Annotated in this window: 17 protein-coding genes; 7 read left to right on the top strand and 10 right to left on the bottom strand. The window is 72.8% G+C overall.

All coding sequences use genetic code 11. The features are described from left to right. Positions 1-97 precede the first annotated feature (97 nt). The 7 genes from COO58_RS25010 to COO58_RS31150 all read right to left on the bottom strand — a co-directional run bounded on the left by COO58_RS25010 (position 98) and on the right by COO58_RS31150 (position 9,166). Complete coding sequence (locus COO58_RS25010; RefSeq protein WP_091568076.1) at positions 98-1,144, bottom strand: glycoside hydrolase family 26 protein; 1,047 nt, start codon at positions 1,142-1,144, stop codon at positions 98-100. A 68-nt stretch (positions 1,145-1,212) separates the two neighbouring features. After that, a complete protein-coding gene (locus COO58_RS25005; RefSeq protein ID WP_255292771.1) occupies positions 1,213-2,760 on the bottom strand; it encodes a lipopolysaccharide biosynthesis protein in 1,548 nt (515 codons plus the stop codon). Continuing rightward, positions 2,748-3,608: a sulfotransferase domain-containing protein gene (locus tag COO58_RS25000; RefSeq protein ID WP_091568082.1), complete on the bottom strand. Its 861-nt coding sequence runs from the start codon at positions 3,606-3,608 to the stop codon at positions 2,748-2,750. The genes COO58_RS25005 and COO58_RS25000 overlap by 13 nt, the downstream gene beginning before the upstream one ends. Beyond that, a complete protein-coding gene (locus tag COO58_RS24995) occupies positions 3,605-4,831 on the bottom strand; it encodes a hypothetical protein (RefSeq protein ID WP_091568086.1) in 1,227 nt (408 codons plus the stop codon). Before COO58_RS24995 ends, COO58_RS25000 begins: the two co-directional genes overlap by 4 nt. Then, a complete protein-coding gene (locus COO58_RS24990) occupies positions 4,831-6,297 on the bottom strand; it encodes an O-antigen ligase family protein (protein ID WP_098747500.1) in 1,467 nt (488 codons plus the stop codon). Before COO58_RS24990 ends, COO58_RS24995 begins: the two co-directional genes overlap by 1 nt. Beyond that, entirely contained in the window at positions 6,294-7,268 is a 975-nt protein-coding gene (locus tag COO58_RS24985; RefSeq protein WP_255292770.1) for a DUF3048 domain-containing protein, read from the bottom strand. The genes COO58_RS24990 and COO58_RS24985 overlap by 4 nt, the downstream gene beginning before the upstream one ends. Positions 7,269-7,285: 17 nt before the next feature. Then, positions 7,286-9,166: a Wzz/FepE/Etk N-terminal domain-containing protein gene (locus COO58_RS31150; RefSeq protein WP_304363133.1), complete on the bottom strand. Its 1,881-nt coding sequence runs from the start codon at positions 9,164-9,166 to the stop codon at positions 7,286-7,288. A gap of 337 nt (positions 9,167-9,503) precedes the next feature. On the opposite strand from COO58_RS31150, the gene COO58_RS24975 reads away from it, so the two are divergent. Then, the gene (locus tag COO58_RS24975) at positions 9,504-10,283 is read left to right on the top strand and encodes an N-acetylglucosaminyltransferase (protein ID WP_141561954.1); all 780 of its coding nucleotides are present in this window, start codon (positions 9,504-9,506) and stop codon (positions 10,281-10,283) included. A 42-nt stretch (positions 10,284-10,325) separates the two neighbouring features. Here the strand turns inward: COO58_RS24975 and COO58_RS24970 are convergent, their stop codons facing one another. Then, positions 10,326-11,315 (bottom strand): sulfotransferase, encoded by a 990-nt coding sequence (locus COO58_RS24970; RefSeq protein ID WP_091568104.1) that lies wholly within the window; start codon positions 11,313-11,315, stop codon positions 10,326-10,328. A 236-nt stretch (positions 11,316-11,551) separates the two neighbouring features. Between COO58_RS24970 and COO58_RS24965 the strand changes: the two genes are divergently transcribed. From COO58_RS24965 to COO58_RS24950, 4 genes are read left to right on the top strand one after another with little or no spacing between them, the layout of a single operon-like run. Next, positions 11,552-11,992: a UDP-N-acetylglucosamine--LPS N-acetylglucosamine transferase gene (locus tag COO58_RS24965; protein WP_098747494.1), complete on the top strand. Its 441-nt coding sequence runs from the start codon at positions 11,552-11,554 to the stop codon at positions 11,990-11,992. Between the two features lie 56 nt (positions 11,993-12,048). Next, the gene (locus COO58_RS24960; protein ID WP_098747576.1) at positions 12,049-12,582 is read left to right on the top strand and encodes a glycosyltransferase; all 534 of its coding nucleotides are present in this window, start codon (positions 12,049-12,051) and stop codon (positions 12,580-12,582) included. Next, positions 12,570-13,541, top strand: a complete 972-nt coding sequence (locus tag COO58_RS24955) for a sulfotransferase (protein WP_098747493.1) — start codon at positions 12,570-12,572, stop codon at positions 13,539-13,541. Before COO58_RS24960 ends, COO58_RS24955 begins: the two co-directional genes overlap by 13 nt. Beyond that, the gene (locus COO58_RS24950; protein ID WP_098747491.1) at positions 13,538-14,452 is read left to right on the top strand and encodes a glycosyltransferase family 2 protein; all 915 of its coding nucleotides are present in this window, start codon (positions 13,538-13,540) and stop codon (positions 14,450-14,452) included. Before COO58_RS24955 ends, COO58_RS24950 begins: the two co-directional genes overlap by 4 nt. 10 nt (positions 14,453-14,462) lie before the next feature. Here COO58_RS24950 and COO58_RS24945 read toward each other — a convergent pair whose 3' ends face one another. Both COO58_RS24945 and COO58_RS24940 read right to left on the bottom strand, forming a co-directional pair. After that, positions 14,463-15,614: a hypothetical protein gene (locus tag COO58_RS24945; protein ID WP_091568122.1), complete on the bottom strand. Its 1,152-nt coding sequence runs from the start codon at positions 15,612-15,614 to the stop codon at positions 14,463-14,465. Positions 15,615-15,710: 96 nt separating this feature from the next. Next, complete coding sequence (locus tag COO58_RS24940; RefSeq protein WP_245666112.1) at positions 15,711-16,526, bottom strand: 3'(2'),5'-bisphosphate nucleotidase CysQ; 816 nt, start codon at positions 16,524-16,526, stop codon at positions 15,711-15,713. Positions 16,527-16,728: 202 nt separating this feature from the next. Here COO58_RS24940 and COO58_RS24935 point away from each other — a divergent pair, with 202 nt between their 5' ends. Together COO58_RS24935 and corA are read left to right on the top strand one after the other, a co-directional pair. After that, complete coding sequence (locus tag COO58_RS24935) at positions 16,729-17,823, top strand: PLP-dependent aminotransferase family protein (RefSeq protein WP_091568130.1); 1,095 nt, start codon at positions 16,729-16,731, stop codon at positions 17,821-17,823. 362 nt (positions 17,824-18,185) lie between these two features. Continuing rightward, the gene (corA, locus tag COO58_RS24930; protein ID WP_091568134.1) at positions 18,186-19,334 is read left to right on the top strand and encodes a magnesium/cobalt transporter CorA; all 1,149 of its coding nucleotides are present in this window, start codon (positions 18,186-18,188) and stop codon (positions 19,332-19,334) included. Positions 19,335-19,391: the final 57 nt, after the last annotated feature.

Genomic DNA, 19,391 nt, shown 5'->3' with positions numbered 1-19,391 from the left:
ATTTCAGCTATGGCGTCCACCCCGGATGACCTTTATACCCGTCCACACGACCTGACGGATACCGGGAGAGGTGAACCGGCCACACGAACGGTGGAGGTCAGTTCACCGGGCCCCCCGGCGTGGCCGTCGGCGCGGGCGCCGAGAAGTACGGGTCGCCGGCCAACTCGCGGTACGCGGCCAGACCCTCCGGGTCGTCGTCGAAGGTGCTGTCGTACGTGGTGCCCTTGGTCTGCTTGGCCGAGAAGTAGACCACCGCCTTGATCTGCGGGTGCTGCTTGATGTAGGTGCGCGCCTCCCGCAGCCACGCCGCCCGCTGGCCCGGCCCGCCGTCGTGGGTGACGCCGAACTCGCCGATCAGCACCGGTCGCGGCCGCTGCCGGGCGAAGGCCATGAAGGTGTCCATCTGCTCGGCGAAGCCGTCGTAGTTCTTGCCCGGGTAGACGTCCGTGCACAGCCAGTCGACCTGGTCGTCACCCGGGTAGTAGGCGGCGGCGTCGCGGCTTGAGTCCACGAAGCCGAGCACGTGCGGGCACCACACCCAGCCGGCGTTCGTGGCCCCCTCCTCGGTGAAGATGGCCCGGATGTGCTTCCACGCGGCCACGTAGTCCTCGGGCGACCGGACGCTCTGGCGCAGGTTGGGCCGGTCCATCTCCCACCGCCACCGCAGCAGCACCGGGACCCCGAAGTCCTTGATCTTCTTGGCCCGCTGCCGGATCAGCTGGTCGTACACGCCGTCGCTGATCGACCGGGTGTCCGCGCCGGACCAGGAGATCATCTGCAGCATCTGGGCGGCCTGGAACGCGTTCTCGGTCGGGCCGGGGAAGTCGTCCTCCCACTCGTGGAACATGTGCGCCAACGTCACCTTGCCGCCGGTCTGCTCGCCGAAGGCGGTGAGGGCGCTGACCCGACCGTCGGGCGTCTGCCAGGTCGGCTTCACCCACGCGCCGAGCCAGGCACCCTGCGCCGGCATCTCCGGGCCCCGTCCGGTGGTCTCCAGGCCGCCCACCGGCCGGGGCTTCACCGGCGCGGTCTGACCGCCGGTCGACGGGGCCGGGGTGAGGGGCGCGGGCGCCTCCCGCTGACAGGCGGTCAGGGCGAGTGTCGCTCCGATCAGGAGCGCCGCCGAACTGCGGACCCACTTCATGATTGCCGTGCCTCCCCGTGTTGGTGCCACCGGCCGGGCCGGTGGTCGATGTCGTGTGGAGTCGCCGGTCATCGCCCCCGGTTGCGCCGCAGCGCCCGCAGGGCGTCGAGCTGGAGCACGCCACGGAGCCGCCAGACCGCCACGGCGTAGCCGGCGCCGCCCAGTGCGGCGACCACCAGCAGGGACGCCATACCCGGATCGGTGACCGCGTGCAGCGCCAACGACGGCGCACCGAAGCAGGCCAGCGCCAGCCCGGCGGCGGTGAGCGTGCCCCGACCGAACGGATGCAGCCGGAACGCGCGGTGCAGCTGGACCAGCGGCACCAGATTGGTGATCAGGATGGACGCGGACCAGGCGATCGCCGCACCCATGACGCCGTAGCGCGGGATGAGCAGCACGTTGGCGACCACGTTGACCACCGTGCCGGAGAGCGCGTTGTAGAACGTCCAGGCCGTCTTCCCGGCCATGTTCAGCACGGTGTCGACCATGCCGCAGCCGGTGGCGACCAGCATCGTCAGGGCCAGGTAGACGGTGACCGTCCGCCCGGCGTCGTAACCGGAGCCGAACAGGGACAGCATGGGCTCGGCGAACGAGGCGAACAGCAGGTAGGCGGGCCAGGCCAGCAGCACCAGCCACGCGGTCGCGGCCTGGTACAGCCGTCCGGCCGCGGCCCGGTCGTCCCGGGCCAGATGCTCCGCCAGCCGGTGCTGGACGGCGGTCGACAGGGCCTGACCGGAGAGCTGACCGAGGGTCAGGAACCGGGTGGCCGCCGTGTAGAGCGCCGCCTCGGACAGCCCGCGCAGCGCGCCCAGCAGGACGATGTCGAGCCGTTGCACCACCATCTGGGCGAGCCCGCTCAACGCGCGCGGCCCGCTGTACCGCCAGTACGGGACGAACTCCTGCCGCCAGCTCACCGGCGGCGGCGCGTCCGGGCCGGCCGAGCGTTCCGCCCGCCGGACCATGCGGGCCAGCCAGAACACGGCGGCGAGCGCGGCCGGCACGTACGGCAGAGCCCACGCCAGCGGCAGCGCCGTGGTGGCGGAGAGGCCGAGCACGGCGACCACCAGCACGGCGAGGAACTGGAGCAGGGTGCGGCCGAGCCGCTCGATGAGCAGCAGCGGACGCATCTTGCCGAAGCCCCGGCAGGCGGACAGCGTGAAGTCGCAGAGCGCGGCCACCGGTACGAAGAGCAGCAGCGCACGCAGCGCGGGCACCGCGCCCGGGACCGGCTCGGCGAAGGTCAGCTCGACGATCCGCGGGGTGAACAGCCAGCCGACCGTCGTGAGCAGAACGCCCATGACCAGCAGCGGAAGCAGTCCGGCCAGCACCGAGGCCCGGATCCGCTCCGGCTGCCCCAGCGTCCGGTAGCGGCTGATGAAGTAGACCGAGCCGATGCCCGTGCCGAGGCGGGCGGCCGCGTACGCGATCATGAACGCGCTGGTGGCGGCGAAGAACAGACCCGCGTCCGCCATCGACCAGCCACGGGTGACCACGATGTTCAGCCCGAAGCCGGCGACCGCCGCCACCGCCACGCCGAGCAGGTTCAGCACCCCGTGCCGGGCGGCCCCGCCCAGCTCGGCGCCCGCCGCCGGTCGGGTGGGAGTTACCGTCGCCACGACGGTACGCGTCCCCACCAGGCGGCGAGCCGTTCGTCGTACGGCGTGAAGTGCGCCTCCAGCCGGGCACGCAGCTCCGGGTCCATCGCCGAGCGGGACCGCGAGTTGTGCTTGCCGAACGAGATGTCCGCCCAGTGCGGCAGGCCGAGGAAGTCGCAGACCCCGTCGAAGGCCGGCCGCGGGTCGGCGAAGAAGTCGTCGGCGTCGATCACGTGCAGCCGGTCCCGCCCGAAGATCGACTCCAGTCGCTCCAGCTGCTCGACGTACTGCCCCCGGGTCAGGTAGGCGTTGTGCTGGTAGTGGTGGCTGTGCGCGGTCGGGTCGGCGAGCAGGCGCTCCCGCTCGCCGGCGATCCGGCTCTGCTCCAGTTCGAGCGCCCGCTCGAACGTCTCCGACTCGAAGCCCCGGGCCGACTCGTGCGCGTGCGCCGAGTACGCCCGCTCCACCGGGTCGCGCAGCAGCACCAGCAGCCGGACCTCGGGCAGGTCGGCGGCGATCCGCTCGCCGGCCAGCGGGTGGAACATGTAGTACGGGCTCGACTCGCCGGTCACCCCGCGCACACCGAGCTGCGCGCGTACCGCCTCGGCCCGGCGGTTCGTCGGGAAGTGCCCGAGGTACCAGTCCATGCCCCGGTCGTAGCCGGTGTCGAAGTAGTGGACGCCCTTGTGGTAGACCGCCGGCAGCACGCCCGGGTGCTGGGAGAGCGTCTTGAACAGCGACGTCGTGCCGCACCGCTGGGCGCCCACGATCAGGAAGTCGGGGGTCATCCGCGAGTTCGCCGTCCACCGACCGACCGTCCGCGTCACCGACCGCACGGCCCGTCGGGCCTTGGCCTTGGCCAGCGTCATCTCAGCACTCCTCCCGCACCCGGCCGGGTCGCCAGGTGATCCTCCACCGCCGGCAACAGCCAGGCGGCCACGTGTCCCAGCCGGGCGCCGGCCTCGGCCTGCCGGTCGCGCAGGTAGCGCGCGGCCAGCTCGACCAGGTAGAGCACCGCCACCAGGTCCTCGGTGCGGGCCGGCGGCGCGAACGGGGCGAGCGTGCCCGCCGCCCCGCCCAGCAGCTCGCGGGCCGCCGTCGTCGGCTCCACCCCGGCCTTGGTGATCGCCGTCTGGAGCCGTCGGTGCAGCGCGTCGTAGCCGACCGGCACGCCCGCCGCGAACCGCTCCCAGTCCCAGACGAGCATCCGCCCGTCGGCCAGCGCCGCGCTGTTGCCGCCGTTCCAGTCGCCGTGCCAGGCGCCGAGGTCGAGCGTCGGGTCGAGGTCGACGACGGTGGCCAGCACCGCGCGCAGCCGCGCGGTCTCCGGCCGGTCACCCAGCGCCTCGACCTCGGCGGCGAGACGGTCGGCGTAGCCGCTGCCCGCGAGGGGTCGGCGGTCGACGCCCAGGCAGCGGCTGACCGCCACCATCGCCTCGCGTTCCCGCTCGGCGGCCGCCGCCGGCGTCGCCCGGGGCAGCCCCACGGGAAGTGCGCTCTGCACGAGCAGGGCGTGCGGGCCCCAGGCGCCGTGGTGCAACACGTCGGCCACCACGATCCCGGGCAGGTCGACGGTGGCCAGCCGGCGCAGGACCTCGGCCTCGGCGTCGACCAGGCCACGGGTGAGCGGGTCCACGCCCAGTTTGGCGTACCCCAACGGTCGGCCGTGGTCGTCGAGCAGCTGGATCACCGGCTTGCGGTTGGCGCGGGCCGGACCGATGTGCACGCTCAGCAACGCCGGGCGGCCGAGCACCTCGGTCAGGTGCTCCTCCAGCGTTCCGCCGGTCGCCCCGACCTGGAGACGGTCCCGGAAGGCGAGCCGGCCGAGACCGGTGCGGAAGGCGGTGGCCAGCAGCGACCGGCGCAGCCGGGCCCTCGTACCCACCGCCTCCGTCGAGTGCCGGACCGCGCTGGCCGCGGCCCGCCGCGAGCCGGCGGGCACCAGCAGCCGGGGTCGCGCGGCCGAGGGCACCACGGCGTAGCCGGCGCCGCCGCGGCGCAGCGTCGGGCCGGCCGGTTCCGGCCAGACCACGGCCGCCAGCTCGGGCAGGTACGCCGCGCGCGCGTCATCGACTCGTGGGGTTGCGGTCATCAGCGGGTCCGTTCCCGTCGGTTGGTCGGCACGGCGGACGCCACCGCGGCGAGCGCCTCCCGGCGCAGCGTCCGCAGGTACTGGTCGTTGCGGGCCAGCACCGCCACGCTGATCAGGCCGTACGCCAGCGTGGTGTTCAGGGCGCCGTAGAGGAACTGGAAGAACAGCATCAGGATCAGCACCGCGCTGCCGGCGATGCCGATGGCGGTATGGTCGCGTCGGAACCGCCACAGGCACCAGAGGAAGAACGCGCTGTAGCAGAACGCGCCGACCCAGCCCTGGCCCACGAGCAGGTTCCAGACCTGCCCGTTGCTGCCCAGCTCCCGGTTGCCGCACTGCTGGCAGTCGGCCGACTTGCCGATCGCGATCGACCGGTTGCTGCCGATCAGCGCCCGGTTGGCGCCGTAACCCAGCACCGGCGAGTGGTTGGCCGCCTCGACCGCCCCGTTGGACAGGGTGGCCCGGATCTCGTCACTGTGCCCGTTCTGCATCCGCTCGTCGAGCAGCCCGCCCAGCGGTGAGGCCAGCACCAGCACCCCGGCCAGCGCGGTAGCCAGCGCCATGCCGGCGAGGACCGCGATCCGGCCGCGCAGCGCCAGCCGCAGGGCGACGTAGACGGCGGCGATCACCAGCCCGATCCAGAGACCGCGGTTGAGGGAGAACACGATCGGGAAGATCGCGGCGGCCACCAGGAGGTATCCGCCGAGCCGGCGCAGCCCTCGGCCGTACACCACCCAGCCGACGAGGAACCAGATGAGCAGGATGCCCATGTTCTCGCCCCAGGTGTTCGTGTACTCGAACGGGGCGGCCGGACGCGGGGAACTGGCCTCGCCCTCCAGCACCTCCTGCACCTGGGCCACCTCGACGTGCATGAGCCGGTTGACGAACGGCTCCTTGGCGATGACGTCGGGCAGGATGTAGTTGAGCGGGGCGGTGAACTTCAGGTCGGGCAGCAGCGCGCCGACGTAGCCGCCGATCACGGTGACCACGGCCAGGAACCCGAAGAGCCGCAGCATCCGGATCCGCGGCAGCTCCTTCTCGCTCAGGTTGAGCACGTAGAGCATCGTGATGGTCAGCGCCGTGTAGTTCATCACCCGGATGCCCCAGCCGATGTACCGGCCGAAACCGTCCGGGGTCAGCGTGTTCGGCGCGGTGACGTCCAGCATCAGCCCGGAGAGCACCACCCAGGCGAGCAGGATCAGCCAGAACCCGAAGCCGGGGGGCACCCGGATGCGGTCGCGCCGGCGCAGTTGGAACGCCATCGGCACGGCGAGGATGGCGAAGATGAACGACGGCAGGCCGAGCGCCCACCACACCGGGTAGAGCACGAAGAGCGCGATCAGCGGCCACGCGGTGGGCAGACCTCGACGTCCGGCGGCGCGTACGCCGGCCGGCGCCCCCGTCGGCACCGGATCACTCGGCACCGGCTCCGGCCGCGAGGGCTGGAGCGGGACGAGCGTCTTCATGTGACCGCTACCCGGGCCGTCGTCGGCGCGTAGACGATCCAGGTGGTGCCCGGCTGCGGGCGGACCTGGAATCCGGCCAGGTCGGTGACGTTGCAGACGAGCTTCTGCCCGGGCTTGCTCCACTGCGCCTTGGCGCTCGACGGCCCGGACACGACCAGGGCCGCGCCCTTGCCGTAGACGTTGGCGCTCGGCAGGGAGCGCGGGCTGGGCTTGCGGACGTTCAGCGTCCGGTATTCCATCGTGAGCACGACCACCGAGGCGGCGGTCACGGTGGTCTTGCCGACCCGTCCCGACCACTGCTGCTTCGCCTGGTCGTACGTCCAGGTCTGGGTGCGGTGACCGGACGCCGAGACGGTGAGTTTGCTGGCGGGCGCGACGTCCCGGGTGGCCAGCGCCGTGCCCGTGGTGGCGTAGTCGAACAGCGGCGCCGGTGCGGCGCCGCCCTTCGGCGCGGTGGCCCGCAGTGCCGTCGTGGAGGTGTTTCCGCCCGGGAACGCGGAGCTGCGCTGCGCCGGCGTCACGCCGCTCAGGTCGGCGGCCTTGAGCTGGCTGACGAAACCGGTGGGACCACCGTCGTAGCCGAGCCAGGGGCGGAGCACGCCGACGCTGCGGATGTCGACCGGGCGGATCTCGGCCACCGGGCCGATCTTCGCGGCGTCGCGGGACTGGTAGACCGCGCTCAGGTGCAGGCGGCCCGACTCGGCGAACTCCTGGTAGACCAGGTCCGCCGCGTCGAGGCCGGTCGCGGTGCCGGACTCGCTCACCCGGATCGGCACCGCCAGCGCCTGCCGCGCCTCCACTCCCGGCTGGGTCAGCGGCTGCCCGGAGAGCGGCCCCGCCGGCAGGCTGGGCGTCGGGCTGGGCTTCGGCGCCGGGGTGCCCGGGTCGACCAGGTCGGTCGCACCCGGGGGCGGCGGGTCGCTGCACGCGGCGCCCAGCGCGACGATCAGCACCCCGACGGCCGACGCCACGACAGACCGTCGGAGCCTCACTCCTGGTCCTCCACCGGGTCGAAGGCCATCGAGAGCCGGCCCTGGCCGTCGACGCCGTCGATGTCACGCTTCGACCGGTAGACGGTGGACGGCGGCTGCCGGACCGCGCCGCCGGCCTGGACCGGCGCGGGCGGGCCGGGCTTGGCGGCGGGCACGGCGCTCGGGGCCGGGTTCGGGGTCGGGGTCGGGGTCGGCTTGCGGGGGCCCGGGGCCGGCTTGCGCGGGGCGGAACCACCGGTCGACGAGCCGACCGGCCGGGGCAGGATCATCGTGCTGTCACTCGTCGGCTGGCCACCACCCGGGCGGAAGACGGGCTCCGGGCGCGGGCGGGGTGACGGCCGGCGCTCGTCCCGCTGGTTCTCGGCGGCGGGGGTACCGCCGGCGGCCGGGCTGCCGGCCTGCTCCGGCAGGCGGGGCGCCATCACGCTGCCCAGCACCGGCGCGTCCACCTGCTCGAACTGCTGGAGGGCGGCGGTGATCTCGCTGGTCCGGGTCCGCCCGCTCTCGATCACGAGGATCACTCCGTCGACGTGCCGGGCCAGGGCCTGCGCCTCGACGGCCTGGGTGGGTCGGGCGGTCTCGATCAGCACGTGGTCGAAGCGGTCGGCGAGCTCGTCGAGGATCCCCAGCATGGTGGCGACCGGCAGTTCCACGTCGGTGTCGAGCTCGCCGGGCAGCAGGGCGCGCAGCGTGTTGAGCCCGGGTGCGGGGGTGAGCGCGGCGAGCGCGCCGACGTCGTGCCGCAGCACGTCGGCGAGGGTGTGCCGGGGCTTCGCCCCGCCGAACATGGCGGTCAGCGGCGAGTCGGGCCGGGTGGTGACGATCGCGACCTGGGCGCCGGTGCGGGCGTACGCGGCGGCCAGGTTGCCGGCGACGAAACCGGCCACCGGGCCGGGCGAGGTGTCGGTGAGCAGCAGTTGGCGGCCGCGCCCCGGCCGGGGCTCCGACATGATCGAGAGCAGCACGTTGCGCAGCCGGCCCAGCTCACGCGAGACCCGGTGGGTGGGCGGCAGGATGCTGAGCGCCGGAGCGCGCGGCGGCAGCTCCAGCAGCGTCGCCAGGCCGGTGCGGGCGGTCACGTCGCGGCCGCGCCGGACGCGGGTGTCGAGCCGGTCCAGGACCAGGGCGAGCACGATGCCGAAGAGCAGCCCGGCGCCCATCCCGCTGGCCAGGTTGAGCGTGCGGTTCGGCGAACTGGGCTTCCGGGGCAGGGCCGCGTCGGAGATGATCTGGCCGGCGTCGGGCGCGTTGTCCTGCAGCGGGCTGAGCCGCTCGTTGAGTCGGGTCAGCTGGTTGGTGTAGACCTGCTTGCTGGCCTCGGCCTGGGCCCGGGCGGCGGAGTTGGCCGGCGCCGCGGCGATCTTGCCGGCGGTCGCGGTCAGCTGCTTGTTGACCTCGGCGATCTGCTGGGTGATCGAGGTGATCTCGTTCTCCACCGCCTTGGCCGCCGTGGCGAGCCGCAGGTCGAGGTACGCCTGCGCGAACGAGTGCGAGCCGTTCTGCGCCGCCTGCGGCGTGGTGCCCTCGTACGAGATCTGGAGCACCTGGCTGTTCGGCGGCACGGTGACCGACAGCGACCGCACCAGGTCCTCGTTGCTGGTGCTGGTCTTCAGCAGGGCGCGGGCCCGCTCGGCCACCACCAGGGAGCGGACCACCTGCGCCTCGGTGTCGAGGTTGACCTTGGTGCCCGGCACCGCGTCGGGGCCGACCTGGCGCACCAGCACCGACGTGGTGGAGGTGTAGGTGGGCGTCTGCAGCTTGGTGACGAGCAGACCCGATCCGATGCCGAGCAGGGCCGCGAGCGCGAGGATCCACCATCGGCGGCGGAGCCACTCGAGGTAGGACATCAGCGTGGGCCCGTCCGCGTCGTGCTGCACATCGGGGCGGTGAGGTGAGGGCATCGGAGTGTGTCGCTCCCTTTCGACCGGACCGGCCAGTCAGCCGTGGGACGTCCGCGCCACGGTGAATTCTGAGTCTCCCTGATCGGAGCGGAGAGTGGAAGTCGCCGAGGGTCCGCCACTTCTGCCCGGAGGGTGCCGGGACGATAATGCACTGGTGCGCTTCTGCTATCACATCCAGAGTCACCGTTCGCCCGACCAGCTGACCAGGCTGGTCCACGCGGTGAAGCGGTACAGTCCGGACAGTATCGTGCACATCAGCCATGACGTGAACGGGGCTCCGCTCGACCTCTCCGAGCTGCGCACACTACGCGACGTGACGGTTCAGTACCACGAGGGTGGTTACGGCGACTTCAGTCACGTCGATCGCTACATGGCGGCCGTGGACTGGCTGAACGGTGAGGGTGTGCAGGTCGACTGGTTGGTGAACATCACCGGTCAGGACTACCCGATCCGTCCGCTCGACCAGGCGGAGGCCGAGCTGATCGGCTCCGGCGCCGACGGGTTCATGGAGTACTGGGACGCGTTCGGTCCGGAGAGCCACTGGCCGCAACGTCGGGTCCGCTCCCGCTACCACTTCCAGCACCGTCGGCTGCGCGGGCTCAGCCCGCGGGCCAAGAAGCTGCTCCGGCCGGTGCAGGCGGTCAACCGGATCCAGCCGCTGATGCGGGTGCACGTGTCGTACGGGCTGGTGGTGGGTCGGCGGGCCCGCACCCCGTTCGGGCCCGACCTGCGGCTGCACGGCGGGTCGGCGTTCTCGTCGTTGACCTGGCCGGTGGTGGCCTACCTGCGGGAATACTTCGACCGGCGGCCGGACGTGGTCGACTACTTCCGGCACTGCCTCTCCCCGGTGGAGGCGGTCTTCCAGACCATCGTGTGCAGCGCGGACCGGTTCAACCTGGTGCCCGACTGCAAGCGCTACTTCGACTTCCGGAACAGCACGTTCAACCACCCGAAGTCGCTCACCGCCGACGACCTGCCCCGGGCGTTGGCCAGCGGCGCCCACTTCGCCCGCAAGTTCGACTACGAGCGCAACCCGGAGCTGCTCGACGTCCTCGACGCCCACCTGGCCGCGGCGGCGACCCCGAGGGCCTGACCGGTTCCGGCGGGCCGGTGACCGGCCCGCCGGACCGGCCGCTCAGCGGTAGTCGTACCGCCGACGCAGCGGCCAGGTCATCGCACCGACCATCCGGCGGCGGCCGGGCGCGTACTCACGACGCCACTTCTCGTCGAGGCTGAGCGCGATCGGCCCGGTGCGCATCCGGATCCGTCCGCCGGCCACCGCGTGCGACCCGGCCTGCTCGAACTCGGTGCCGTGCAGGAACGACAGCGGGTCGACCTGGCCGGTCACGTCGGCCGTCAGGGCGGCGATCCGGCCCAGCTCCGTCCGCGGGTCGCGGACCAGGTCCTCGTACCGGACGACCACCCGCGGGACGCCGGACCGGGCGAGCGACGAGATCATCGCGTTGACGGTGACCCAGCGCCGCGCGGTCAGCCGGGCCGAGCGCTGGTTCATCCGGCCCTTGGTGGAGGTGCCCTCGGGCAGCTCGACGAGCTGGCTCCAGGAGTAGGCCACCCCGCGCGGGTCGCGGAGGATGTGCACCAGCCGCAGGTCGATCTCCGGCGCGCGGGCCAGGATGTACGCCAGCGAGGGGCGCTTGGTCGAGTCGACCACCACCTTGGCGCCGGACACCTCGGCGATCGCCCGGTAGAGCTTCGTGATCAGCGTCGTGTAGCGCTCCAGGTCCTGCCGGAAGCCCGGCACGACCCGGGCCCCCTTGATCATCGGCACCTTGCCGGTGGCGTCGACCCGGCGTTGCAGGGCGCGTACCTCCTGCACGTCGATGTTCGCCCAGCCGCCGTACGCGCGCCGGCCGACCTCACCCCAGAACGGGCACTCGTCGAAGTGCTCCCCGCAGGCGCAGCGGAAGTTCCGTTCGACCCCGGACTGCCACAGGTAGAACAGCTCGCCGACGTCGCAGTGGTCGACGAACTGGCCGAGCATCAGGTCGAGCAGGGTGGAACCGCTGCGCGGCATCCCGCAGACGTAGAGCACCGTCACCCGGTCGGTGCCGGACGGAGCGCCCGCCCCGGAACCGTCCGCTGCCGCAGGCTGCTGGGCCGTCATCGATCGCTTCTCCTCGTCCCCGGTGGATGTCAAGCGGCAGTGTAGGCGCGATCGGAGGAGCCGGGGACTGGCGGAATGCGTGAAGGAATCCGGCCGGCAGGACGTGAATCGTGACTCCCACTTCTGTTCCGCGTGCGGTGCCGTTAGATTGTTCCGGCGCTCAGCTGACCGTCCCACGGAAGTGGCACGGGTGTGCGGTGGGGGAGGCGGTTGGAGACGTGGAGCCCGGTGAAGTCATGCTCGTGGGTTCCAGTGGCGGGCACCTTGCCCAGCTGCTGGCGCTCGCACCCTGGTATCGCAACCGCGCTCGTTCCTGGGTGACCTTCGACACCCCGGACGCGCGCTCGCTGCTCGACGGGGAGCAGGTCGTGTGGGCGCACCACCCCACCACCCGCAACGTGAAGAACCTGGCCCGGAACATGCTGCTCGCGGTCCGGACGCTCAAGCGCCGCAACGTCGACGCGGTGGTCACCACCGGCGCCGGTGTCGCGTTGCCGTTCGTCGTGGTGGCGCGGCTGCGCGGGATCCCCACCGTCTACATCGAGGTGTACGACCGGATCGACAGCCCCACGCTCACCGCCCGGCTCTGCCGTCCGTTCCTCTCGGCGATGCTGGTGCAGTGGGAGGAGCAGCGCCGCTTCTATCCCGACGGCACCGTGGTGGGGAATCTCCTGTGACCTCGTTCATCCCCCGGCAGCGGCAGACCGAACCGGAGCCGGACACCGTGCTGGCCATGGTCGGCACCGACGTGCACAGGTTCGACCGGCTGGTCGGCTGGCTGGAACGCTGGTGGACCGCCCGGGCCGACGGTCCGCGGCAGGTCCGGCTGGTCCTCCAGTACGGCAGCAGCACCCCGCCGAACCTGCCGGACGCGGTGCCGTTCCTGGCCCACGACGAGTTGCAGCGGGCGATCGCCGAGGCGAACGTCGTGGTCTGCCACGGCGGGCCGGCCACCATCACCGAGGCCCGACGCAACGGCCACCTGCCGATCGTGGTCCCGCGCGACCCCGCCCACCACGAGCACGTCGACAACCACCAGCAGCTCTTCTCCCGCCGGCTCGGCTCCGCCGGCATGGTGCGGCTGGTCGAGACCGAGGCCGACCTGGTCGAGGCGCTCGACAAGGCGCTCGTCGACCCGGCGACCTTCCGGCTGGACGCCGACCCGGACCGCCCCGACCCCCGCGCCGCCGCGGCGGCGCGGGTCGGCCAGATCGTCGAGGACCTGGTACGCCAGCGTGCGTCGGGACGACGCCGGTGGTGGCGGTGACCGCGCCGGTCCGCGTGCTTTTCGTCGGCGGCCTCGGACGCAGCGGCTCCACCCTGCTGGAGCTGATCCTCGCCCAGCACCCCGACGTCTGCGCCGTGGGTGAGGTGGTGCACCTCTGGGAGCGGGCCCTCGGTGGCGACGAACGCTGCGGCTGCGGCGAGCGCTTCACGGTCTGCGGCTTCTGGCAGCAGGTCGGCGACCACGCGTTCGGCGGTTGGGCGGCGGTCGACCGGGACGAGGTGCTGGCGCTCAAGGCCGAGGTCGACCGGACCCGGCACATCCCCCAGCTGGCCCGGGGCGACCTGCCGGCCGAGCAGTTGGCCGCCGTGCGCCGCTACGCCGACCTCTACACCCGCATCTACCGGGCGGCGACCGAGGTGACCGGCGCCGAGGTGGTGGTGGACTCCAGCAAGCACGCCTCGACGGCGTTCGCCCTGCGCTGGGCGCCCGATCTCGACCTGCGGGTCGTCCACCTGGTCCGGGACAGCCGGGCGGTCGCCTACTCCTGGGCCAAGCAGGTCCGCCGCCCCGAGGTGGTGGACGGCGAGGCCTACATGCCGACCTTCTCCCCGTTCACGGTGAGCAGCCTCTGGACCGCGCAGAACGCGGCGTTCCACCTGCTCGCCCAGCGGGCGCCGGTGGTCCGGCTGCGCTACGAGGACTTCACCGCCGACCCGCGCGGCACCGTCACCCGGGTGCGCCGGTTCGCCGGCCTCACCGACACCCCGGACGCGCTGCGGGTCCTCGACGAGCCGCCGGTGCCGCTGGTCCGGGCGCACAGCATCGCCGGCAACCCGCTGCGGTTCAGCGCGGGTCCGCTGAAGGTGCGCCAGGACAACGCCTGGCGGGAGAACCTGCCGACGCGCAGCCGGGCCGTGGTCAGCGCCGCGACGCTGCCGCTGCGCCTGCGCTACGGATACCTCGGCGGTGGCCGAACCAACAGCACGGAGGCGTCGTGACCGGGAGCAATCCACCGCAGGTGACCGCCGTGGTCCCGACCCGGGACCGGCCGGTGCTGCTGCGCGCCGCCCTCGACGCGATCCTGGGTCAGGACTACCCGGGCGGGATCGACGTGGTGGTCGTCTACGACCAGTCCGAGCCCGACCACACCCTCGCCGACGACCCGCGGATCCGGGTGATCACCAACAGCCGTACCCCCGGCCTCGCGGGTGCCCGCAACACCGGCATCCTCGCCGCCGAGGGTGAGCTGGTCGCGTTCTGCGACGACGACGACGAGTGGCTGCCCGGCAAGCTGGCCGCCCAGGTCGCCGCGCTGGAGGCGACGACGGACGGCGCGTTCGTCAGCTGCGGCATCCGGGTCGACTACGACGGCCGCCAGGTCGACCGCTCGTTGTCGATGGACCGGGTGCCGCTGGCGTCGCTGCTGCGCGACCGGCACACCGAACTGCACCCGTCCACGTTCCTGATCCGACGGGACGCGCTGGTCGACGCGATCGGGCTGGTCGACGAGGAGATCCCGGGCAGCTACGCGGAGGACTACGAGTTCCTGCTCCGGGCCGCCCGGCACGCGCCGCTGGTCAACCTGACCGAGCCGTACGTGACGGTGCGCTGGCACAAGCGGTCATACTTCGCCCAGCGCTGGGAGACCATCTCCACCGCGTTGCAGTGGCTGCTGGAGCGCTACCCCGAGTTCGCCACGGTGCCGGCGGGGGAGGCCCGGGTCGCCGGGCAGATCGCCTTCGCCCAGGCCGCGATGGGCAACCGTCGGGAGGCCGTCCGCTGGGCCCGCCGCACGCTGGCCGGCAACCCGAAGGAGGCCCGCGCCTACCTGGCGCTCGCCGTGGCCAGCAAGGCCGTGGACCCCGACCGCGTCCTGCGTACGCTGCACAAGCGCGGTCGGGGCATCTGAGCCGGAGCGGTCAGGCGGACGCCGAGCACCAGGCGCGCCAGGCGTCCCTGCTGGGTTGGTCGGTGAGCCGGAAGTCTCCGCCGGACACCTGGTAGTCGTAGTACGCCACCCAGAGCGGGCGCTGCCCGTTCAGGTAGCTGCTCATCGATCGGATCCAGGCGGCGCGGCCGGTGCCGCTGTCCCCGGCGATCCGCACGCTGCCGGTCTCGGCGAGGCCCCAGGGCTTGCCGAGCTCCTTCGACTTGCTGATCATCGGTCCGAAGACCTTGGCCGGCTCGGTGTAGCGGTTGTACTTGCCGCCGCTGTTGTAGCAGTCCCAGCCGAGCACGTCGACGACGTCGCCGCCGGGGTAGTAGTCGGTGAAGCTGCGCCGGGAGTTCGGGTTCAGCGTCCAGCACATGAGGATCAGCGTCGCCCGCAGCCGCGGGTTCTGGGCCCGGTCGGCGAGGCCGGCCACCCGGCGCCAGGCGGCCCGGAACTGGGCGGTGGTGTAGTTGCCGCTCTCCACGTCGTTCTCCGGCTCGTGGAAGTACGACCAGTAGACGTCGTGGTCGCGCGGGATCGAGGCGAACCACTGCGTCAGCCGGGCGTCGTGCTTACCGGCGGCGACCTCCGCCGGCGGCGCCTTGAAGGACACCACCACGGTCCGGTTGACCACGTCGGCGCGGCTGCCCGACCAGGCGGGCGGCAGTCCCGGGTAGAACACCCGGACCATCCGCAACGGGCCGTAGGTGCGGTCGGAACGGGCCACGCCGGCGCTGAAGCTCTCGCCGCCGACCAGGTGGATGCTCGCCCCGGGCAGGGTGGCCCGCGGCGCCGGGAACGGCTGGAAGCCGGGCCTGGCCGACGGGGACTGGCCGGGCGAGAGGCTCGGGTTGGCGCCGAGCCCGGCGACCCCACCGGTCGGACGGGCGGACAGGGACGCGGCCCCGCCGGGCGTGGCCGCGACGCTTCCCGGCCCGTTCGCCTCCGGGGCCGGCTGCCGTGCGGGCTCCCGCTCCTGCGTGACCGCGACGGCGACCGTCGTGCTGAGCAGGACGACGGTCGCGGTGACGGCGACGAGCCAGCCGCGCCGGTAGAGGCGGCGTGGCCGCCGGCCCGGGGGTGGGGTCGGGGCCGGGTGGGCATCGCGAACGGGGGCGATTGACGGGCCGGGTCCCATGATCCTCCTCCGGATCGGCGTGTCAGCTGTCTCCCGGCTCAGCACCGGCGTCACCGCATAGTGCAACGAGCGAGGCGGCAGGTCGGTGCGGTGCCGTCACAGCAACCGGTCGATGGCCTTCAGCAGCTGCTCGGCCTGCTCGGGCCGGCAGACGAGCAGGTCGGGCAGGCGGGGGTTGGCGGCGTTGTAGCGCAGCGGTGACCCGTCGATCCGGGACGCGTGCATCCCCGCCCCGAGCGCGACCGCCACCGGGGCGGCGGAGTCCCACTCGTACTGCCCGCCGGCGTGCACGTACGCGTCGGCCTGGCCGGTCACCACCGCGCAGACCTTGACACCGGCGGAGCCCATCGGCACCGCCTGCGCGCCGAGGTCCTCGATGAGCTGGGGGACGAACGCGGGCGGCCGGCTGCGGCTGACCGCGATCCGCAGCGGACCGTCGACCGCGGCGGGTGTCGGCTCGCCCGTGCCCAGGATCAGCGGGGTGCCGTCCGCGCCGGTCCGCGCCGGCATGCCGACGGCGCCGGCGGTCAGACCGCCGTCCGGGCCGGCCGAGCGCTCCCAGAGGGCCACGTGGACGGCCCAGTCGGTGCGCCCCTCCTCCGAGAACTCCCGGGTGCCGTCCAGCGGGTCGATGATCCACACCCGGTCGGCGTCGAGGCGGGCCGCCCGGTCGCCGGTGGAGAAGTCCTGTCGGGAGTCCGCCTGCTCCTCGGAGAGCACCGCGTCGGTCGGCCGGTAGCGGGCCAGCGCGGCCAGCATCAGCTCGTGCGAGGCCTGGTCGCCGGCGTCCTTGAGCGCCCGCGGGTCGGCGAAGCCCTGGCCGGCGCGCAGCGCGGTCAGCGCCTCGCCGGCGCGTCCGGCCAGCCAGCGCGCGAAGGCCTGATCGTCGAGCCGGTCGATGTCGTCGGACACCTTGCCATCCACCACCTTGTCTGATGTCGACGGGCGGCCGGCGGGTGCCCGCCGCCCGGACCGCACCATCTTGGCCGGTGGGGCGAGTGGACAACAAGTACGGGGGCCGAAACGGTACGCCCGGCCCACCGAGTTCTGCCCGCATGTTGAACTTCGCGTGTATGCCGGTCGGACCGCCGGATGCAGGCCCTAGGCTCTGCGCATGACCGCCGAGCAGCTGATCTCCTTCGCCCGTGGGGCTCCTTCGCTGGACATCGTCGATGTCGAGGGGCTCAAGGCCGCCGCCGTCCGCGCCTTCGACGCCGACCCCGCCGGGGTCACGGCGTACGGCACCTCCGTCGGTTACCCGCCCCTCCGCCGCTGGATCGCCGAGAAGCACGGTGTCGAGGCGGATCAGGTGCTGGTCACGAACGGCTCGCTGCAGGCCGACGCGTTCCTCTTCGACCACCTGGTCCGGCGCGGCGACGCGGTGGTCGTCGAGCGCCCCACGTACGACCGCACGCTGCTCAACCTCCAGCAGATGGGCGGCGAGGTGCACGGCGTGACCATCCAGCCGGACGGCCTCGACACCGCCGAGCTGCGCAAGCTGCTGGAGTCCGGGGTCCGGCCGAAGCTGGCCCACGTGATCCCGAACTACCAGAACCCGGCCGGCGTGACGCTCTCCCTGGAGAAGCGCCGTGAGCTGCTCGATCTCGCCGCCGAGTACGAGTTCACCATCTTCGAGGACGACCCGTACGCGGACATCCGCTTCCGGGGCGAGCCGCTGCCGTCGATGCTGTCGATGGACAGCCGCGGCGTGGTGGTGCACGCCTCGAGCTTCACCAAGACGGTCTGCCCGGGCGTGCGGGTCGGCTATCTGGTCGGCCCGGCGGAGCTGATCGCGGCGATCGCCAAGCGGGCCACCAACCTCTATATCTCGCCGGGCATGGTGGCCCAGGCGATCGTGCACCAGTTCTGCGTCTCCGGGTCGATCGAGCAGTCCATCCGGACGGTCCGCACGGCGCTCGGCGAGCGGGCCGCGGTGCTGGCCGAGTCGCTGCGCCGGCACATCCCGGAGGCCCGGTTCGTCGAGCCGGACGGTGGCTACTTCCTCTGGGTCGAGCTGCCGGAGGACGTCGAGGTCGACCGGCTGGCGCCGGCCGCCGCCGAGCGCGGCGTCGCGGTGGTGAAGGGCAGCGACTTCATGGTCGACGGCGGCCGGCACGCGCTGCGGTTGGCCTACTCCGCCGTGACGGCGGACCGGATCGACGAGGGTGTCCGGCGGCTCGCCGAGGCGATGGCGGCGGTTCGCGGCTAGTTTTCTGTCGGGTTTTTGACAGAACGGCCCTGCTGGCCGGCTCGGCTCTCCCGCTGGGCCGGCCGGCGGCCCACAATGCTGCGAGCGCCGCTCACCTTTTCCCGGTGACCGGCCCGCACGTCCCGGGCGGCAGTTCTTCGCCCCGGGCCGGGCCGGGGGCGCGCCCAGGCATCACTCCCGCCCCCAAGGGGTGCCGGGTGGGCCGTGTCGCCCCTCACCCCCCTGACGCGGCCCGGCCCGCCCGGCGCCACACCGCGTGACGCCCGTCGCAGCCGCCCGTCCGGGCCCGCGTCCGCCCGTGCCGCGCCCGCTCCCGATCGGCGTAACCTGCAAGCCGCAGCTTCGCGGAGAGGGGGCGAGAGATGACGGACCGGGTGGCACGCGACCGCACCGCCGGGGAGAACGGCGGCCGGGCACTCCGGCCACGCGCCTGGGCCGCCCCGGTACGCGCGATGTCCCGCATCCTCAACGCCGACGGCTCCCCGCGTACGCCCCAGCCGGCCGGCCCCGGCCGCAGCGGCATCGTCGACTGCGGGCTCTACGTCGACGGCGAGCGTCAGCCCGGCCGCCCGCAGTACGCCGAGGCCCTGGCCGCCGCCCGCCGGGAGCGGGACGGCTTCGTCTGGCTCGGCCTGCACGAGCCGGACCTGGCCGAGATGACCGAGATCGCCGCCACGTTCGGCCTGCACGAACTGGCGGTGGAGGACGCGGTCAAGGCCGAGCAGCGCCCGAAGCTGGAGCACTTCGGGGAGATCGTCTTCCTGGTGCTGCGCACCGCCCGCTACTGCGAGCACACCGAGCTGACCGAGAACTCCGAGGTGGTGGAGACCGGCCAGGTGATGCTCTTCATCGGGCCGAACTTCGTGATCAGCGTCCGGCACGGGGACGCCTGCCGGCTGTCGCCGGTCCGGGCCGACCTGGAGGCGAAGCGGGACCTGCTCCGGCAGGGGCCGTGGGCGGTCGCGTACGCGATCACCGACCGGGTGGTCGACCTCTACCTGGAGGTCGCCGACCGGCTGGAGGACGACCTCGACGTGCTGGAGGCGGACGTCTTCGACCGCCAGAGCAGCGGCCGGATCCAGCGGATCTACCAGATGAAGCGGGAGCTGGTCGAGTTCAAGCGCGCGGTGGTGCCGTTGCAGCGCCCGCTGATGACGCTCACCTCCCAGGTCAACCGCGCGGTGCCGCAGGAGGTGCGCCGCTACTTCCGGGACGTGCAGGACCACCTCAGCCGCACGGTCGAGCAGGTGAACTCCTACGACGACCTGCTCAACTCGATCCTCCAGGCCCGGCTGGCCCAGGTCACCGTCGACCAGAACAACGACATGCGCAAGATCGCCGCCTGGGCCGCGATCGGTGCGGTGTGGACGGCGATCGCCGGCATCTACGGCATGAACTTCGACAACATGCCCGAGCTGAGGTGGACGTACGGCTATCCGGGCGTGTGGGCGCTGATGCTGGCGGCGTCCTTCACGCTCTACCGCCTGTTCCGCCGCAACGGCTGGCTGTAGGCACGCCGCCCGCAACGGGAAGCGCCGGCCACGCGGGACGTACCCGCGCGCCGGCGC

This window comes from Micromonospora sp. WMMA1996, from assembly GCF_002573675.1.
In the GTDB taxonomy this organism is placed as follows: Bacteria; Actinomycetota; Actinomycetes; order Mycobacteriales; family Micromonosporaceae; genus Micromonospora; species Micromonospora sediminicola.
This window is presented reverse-complemented; position numbering and strand designations above follow the sequence as displayed.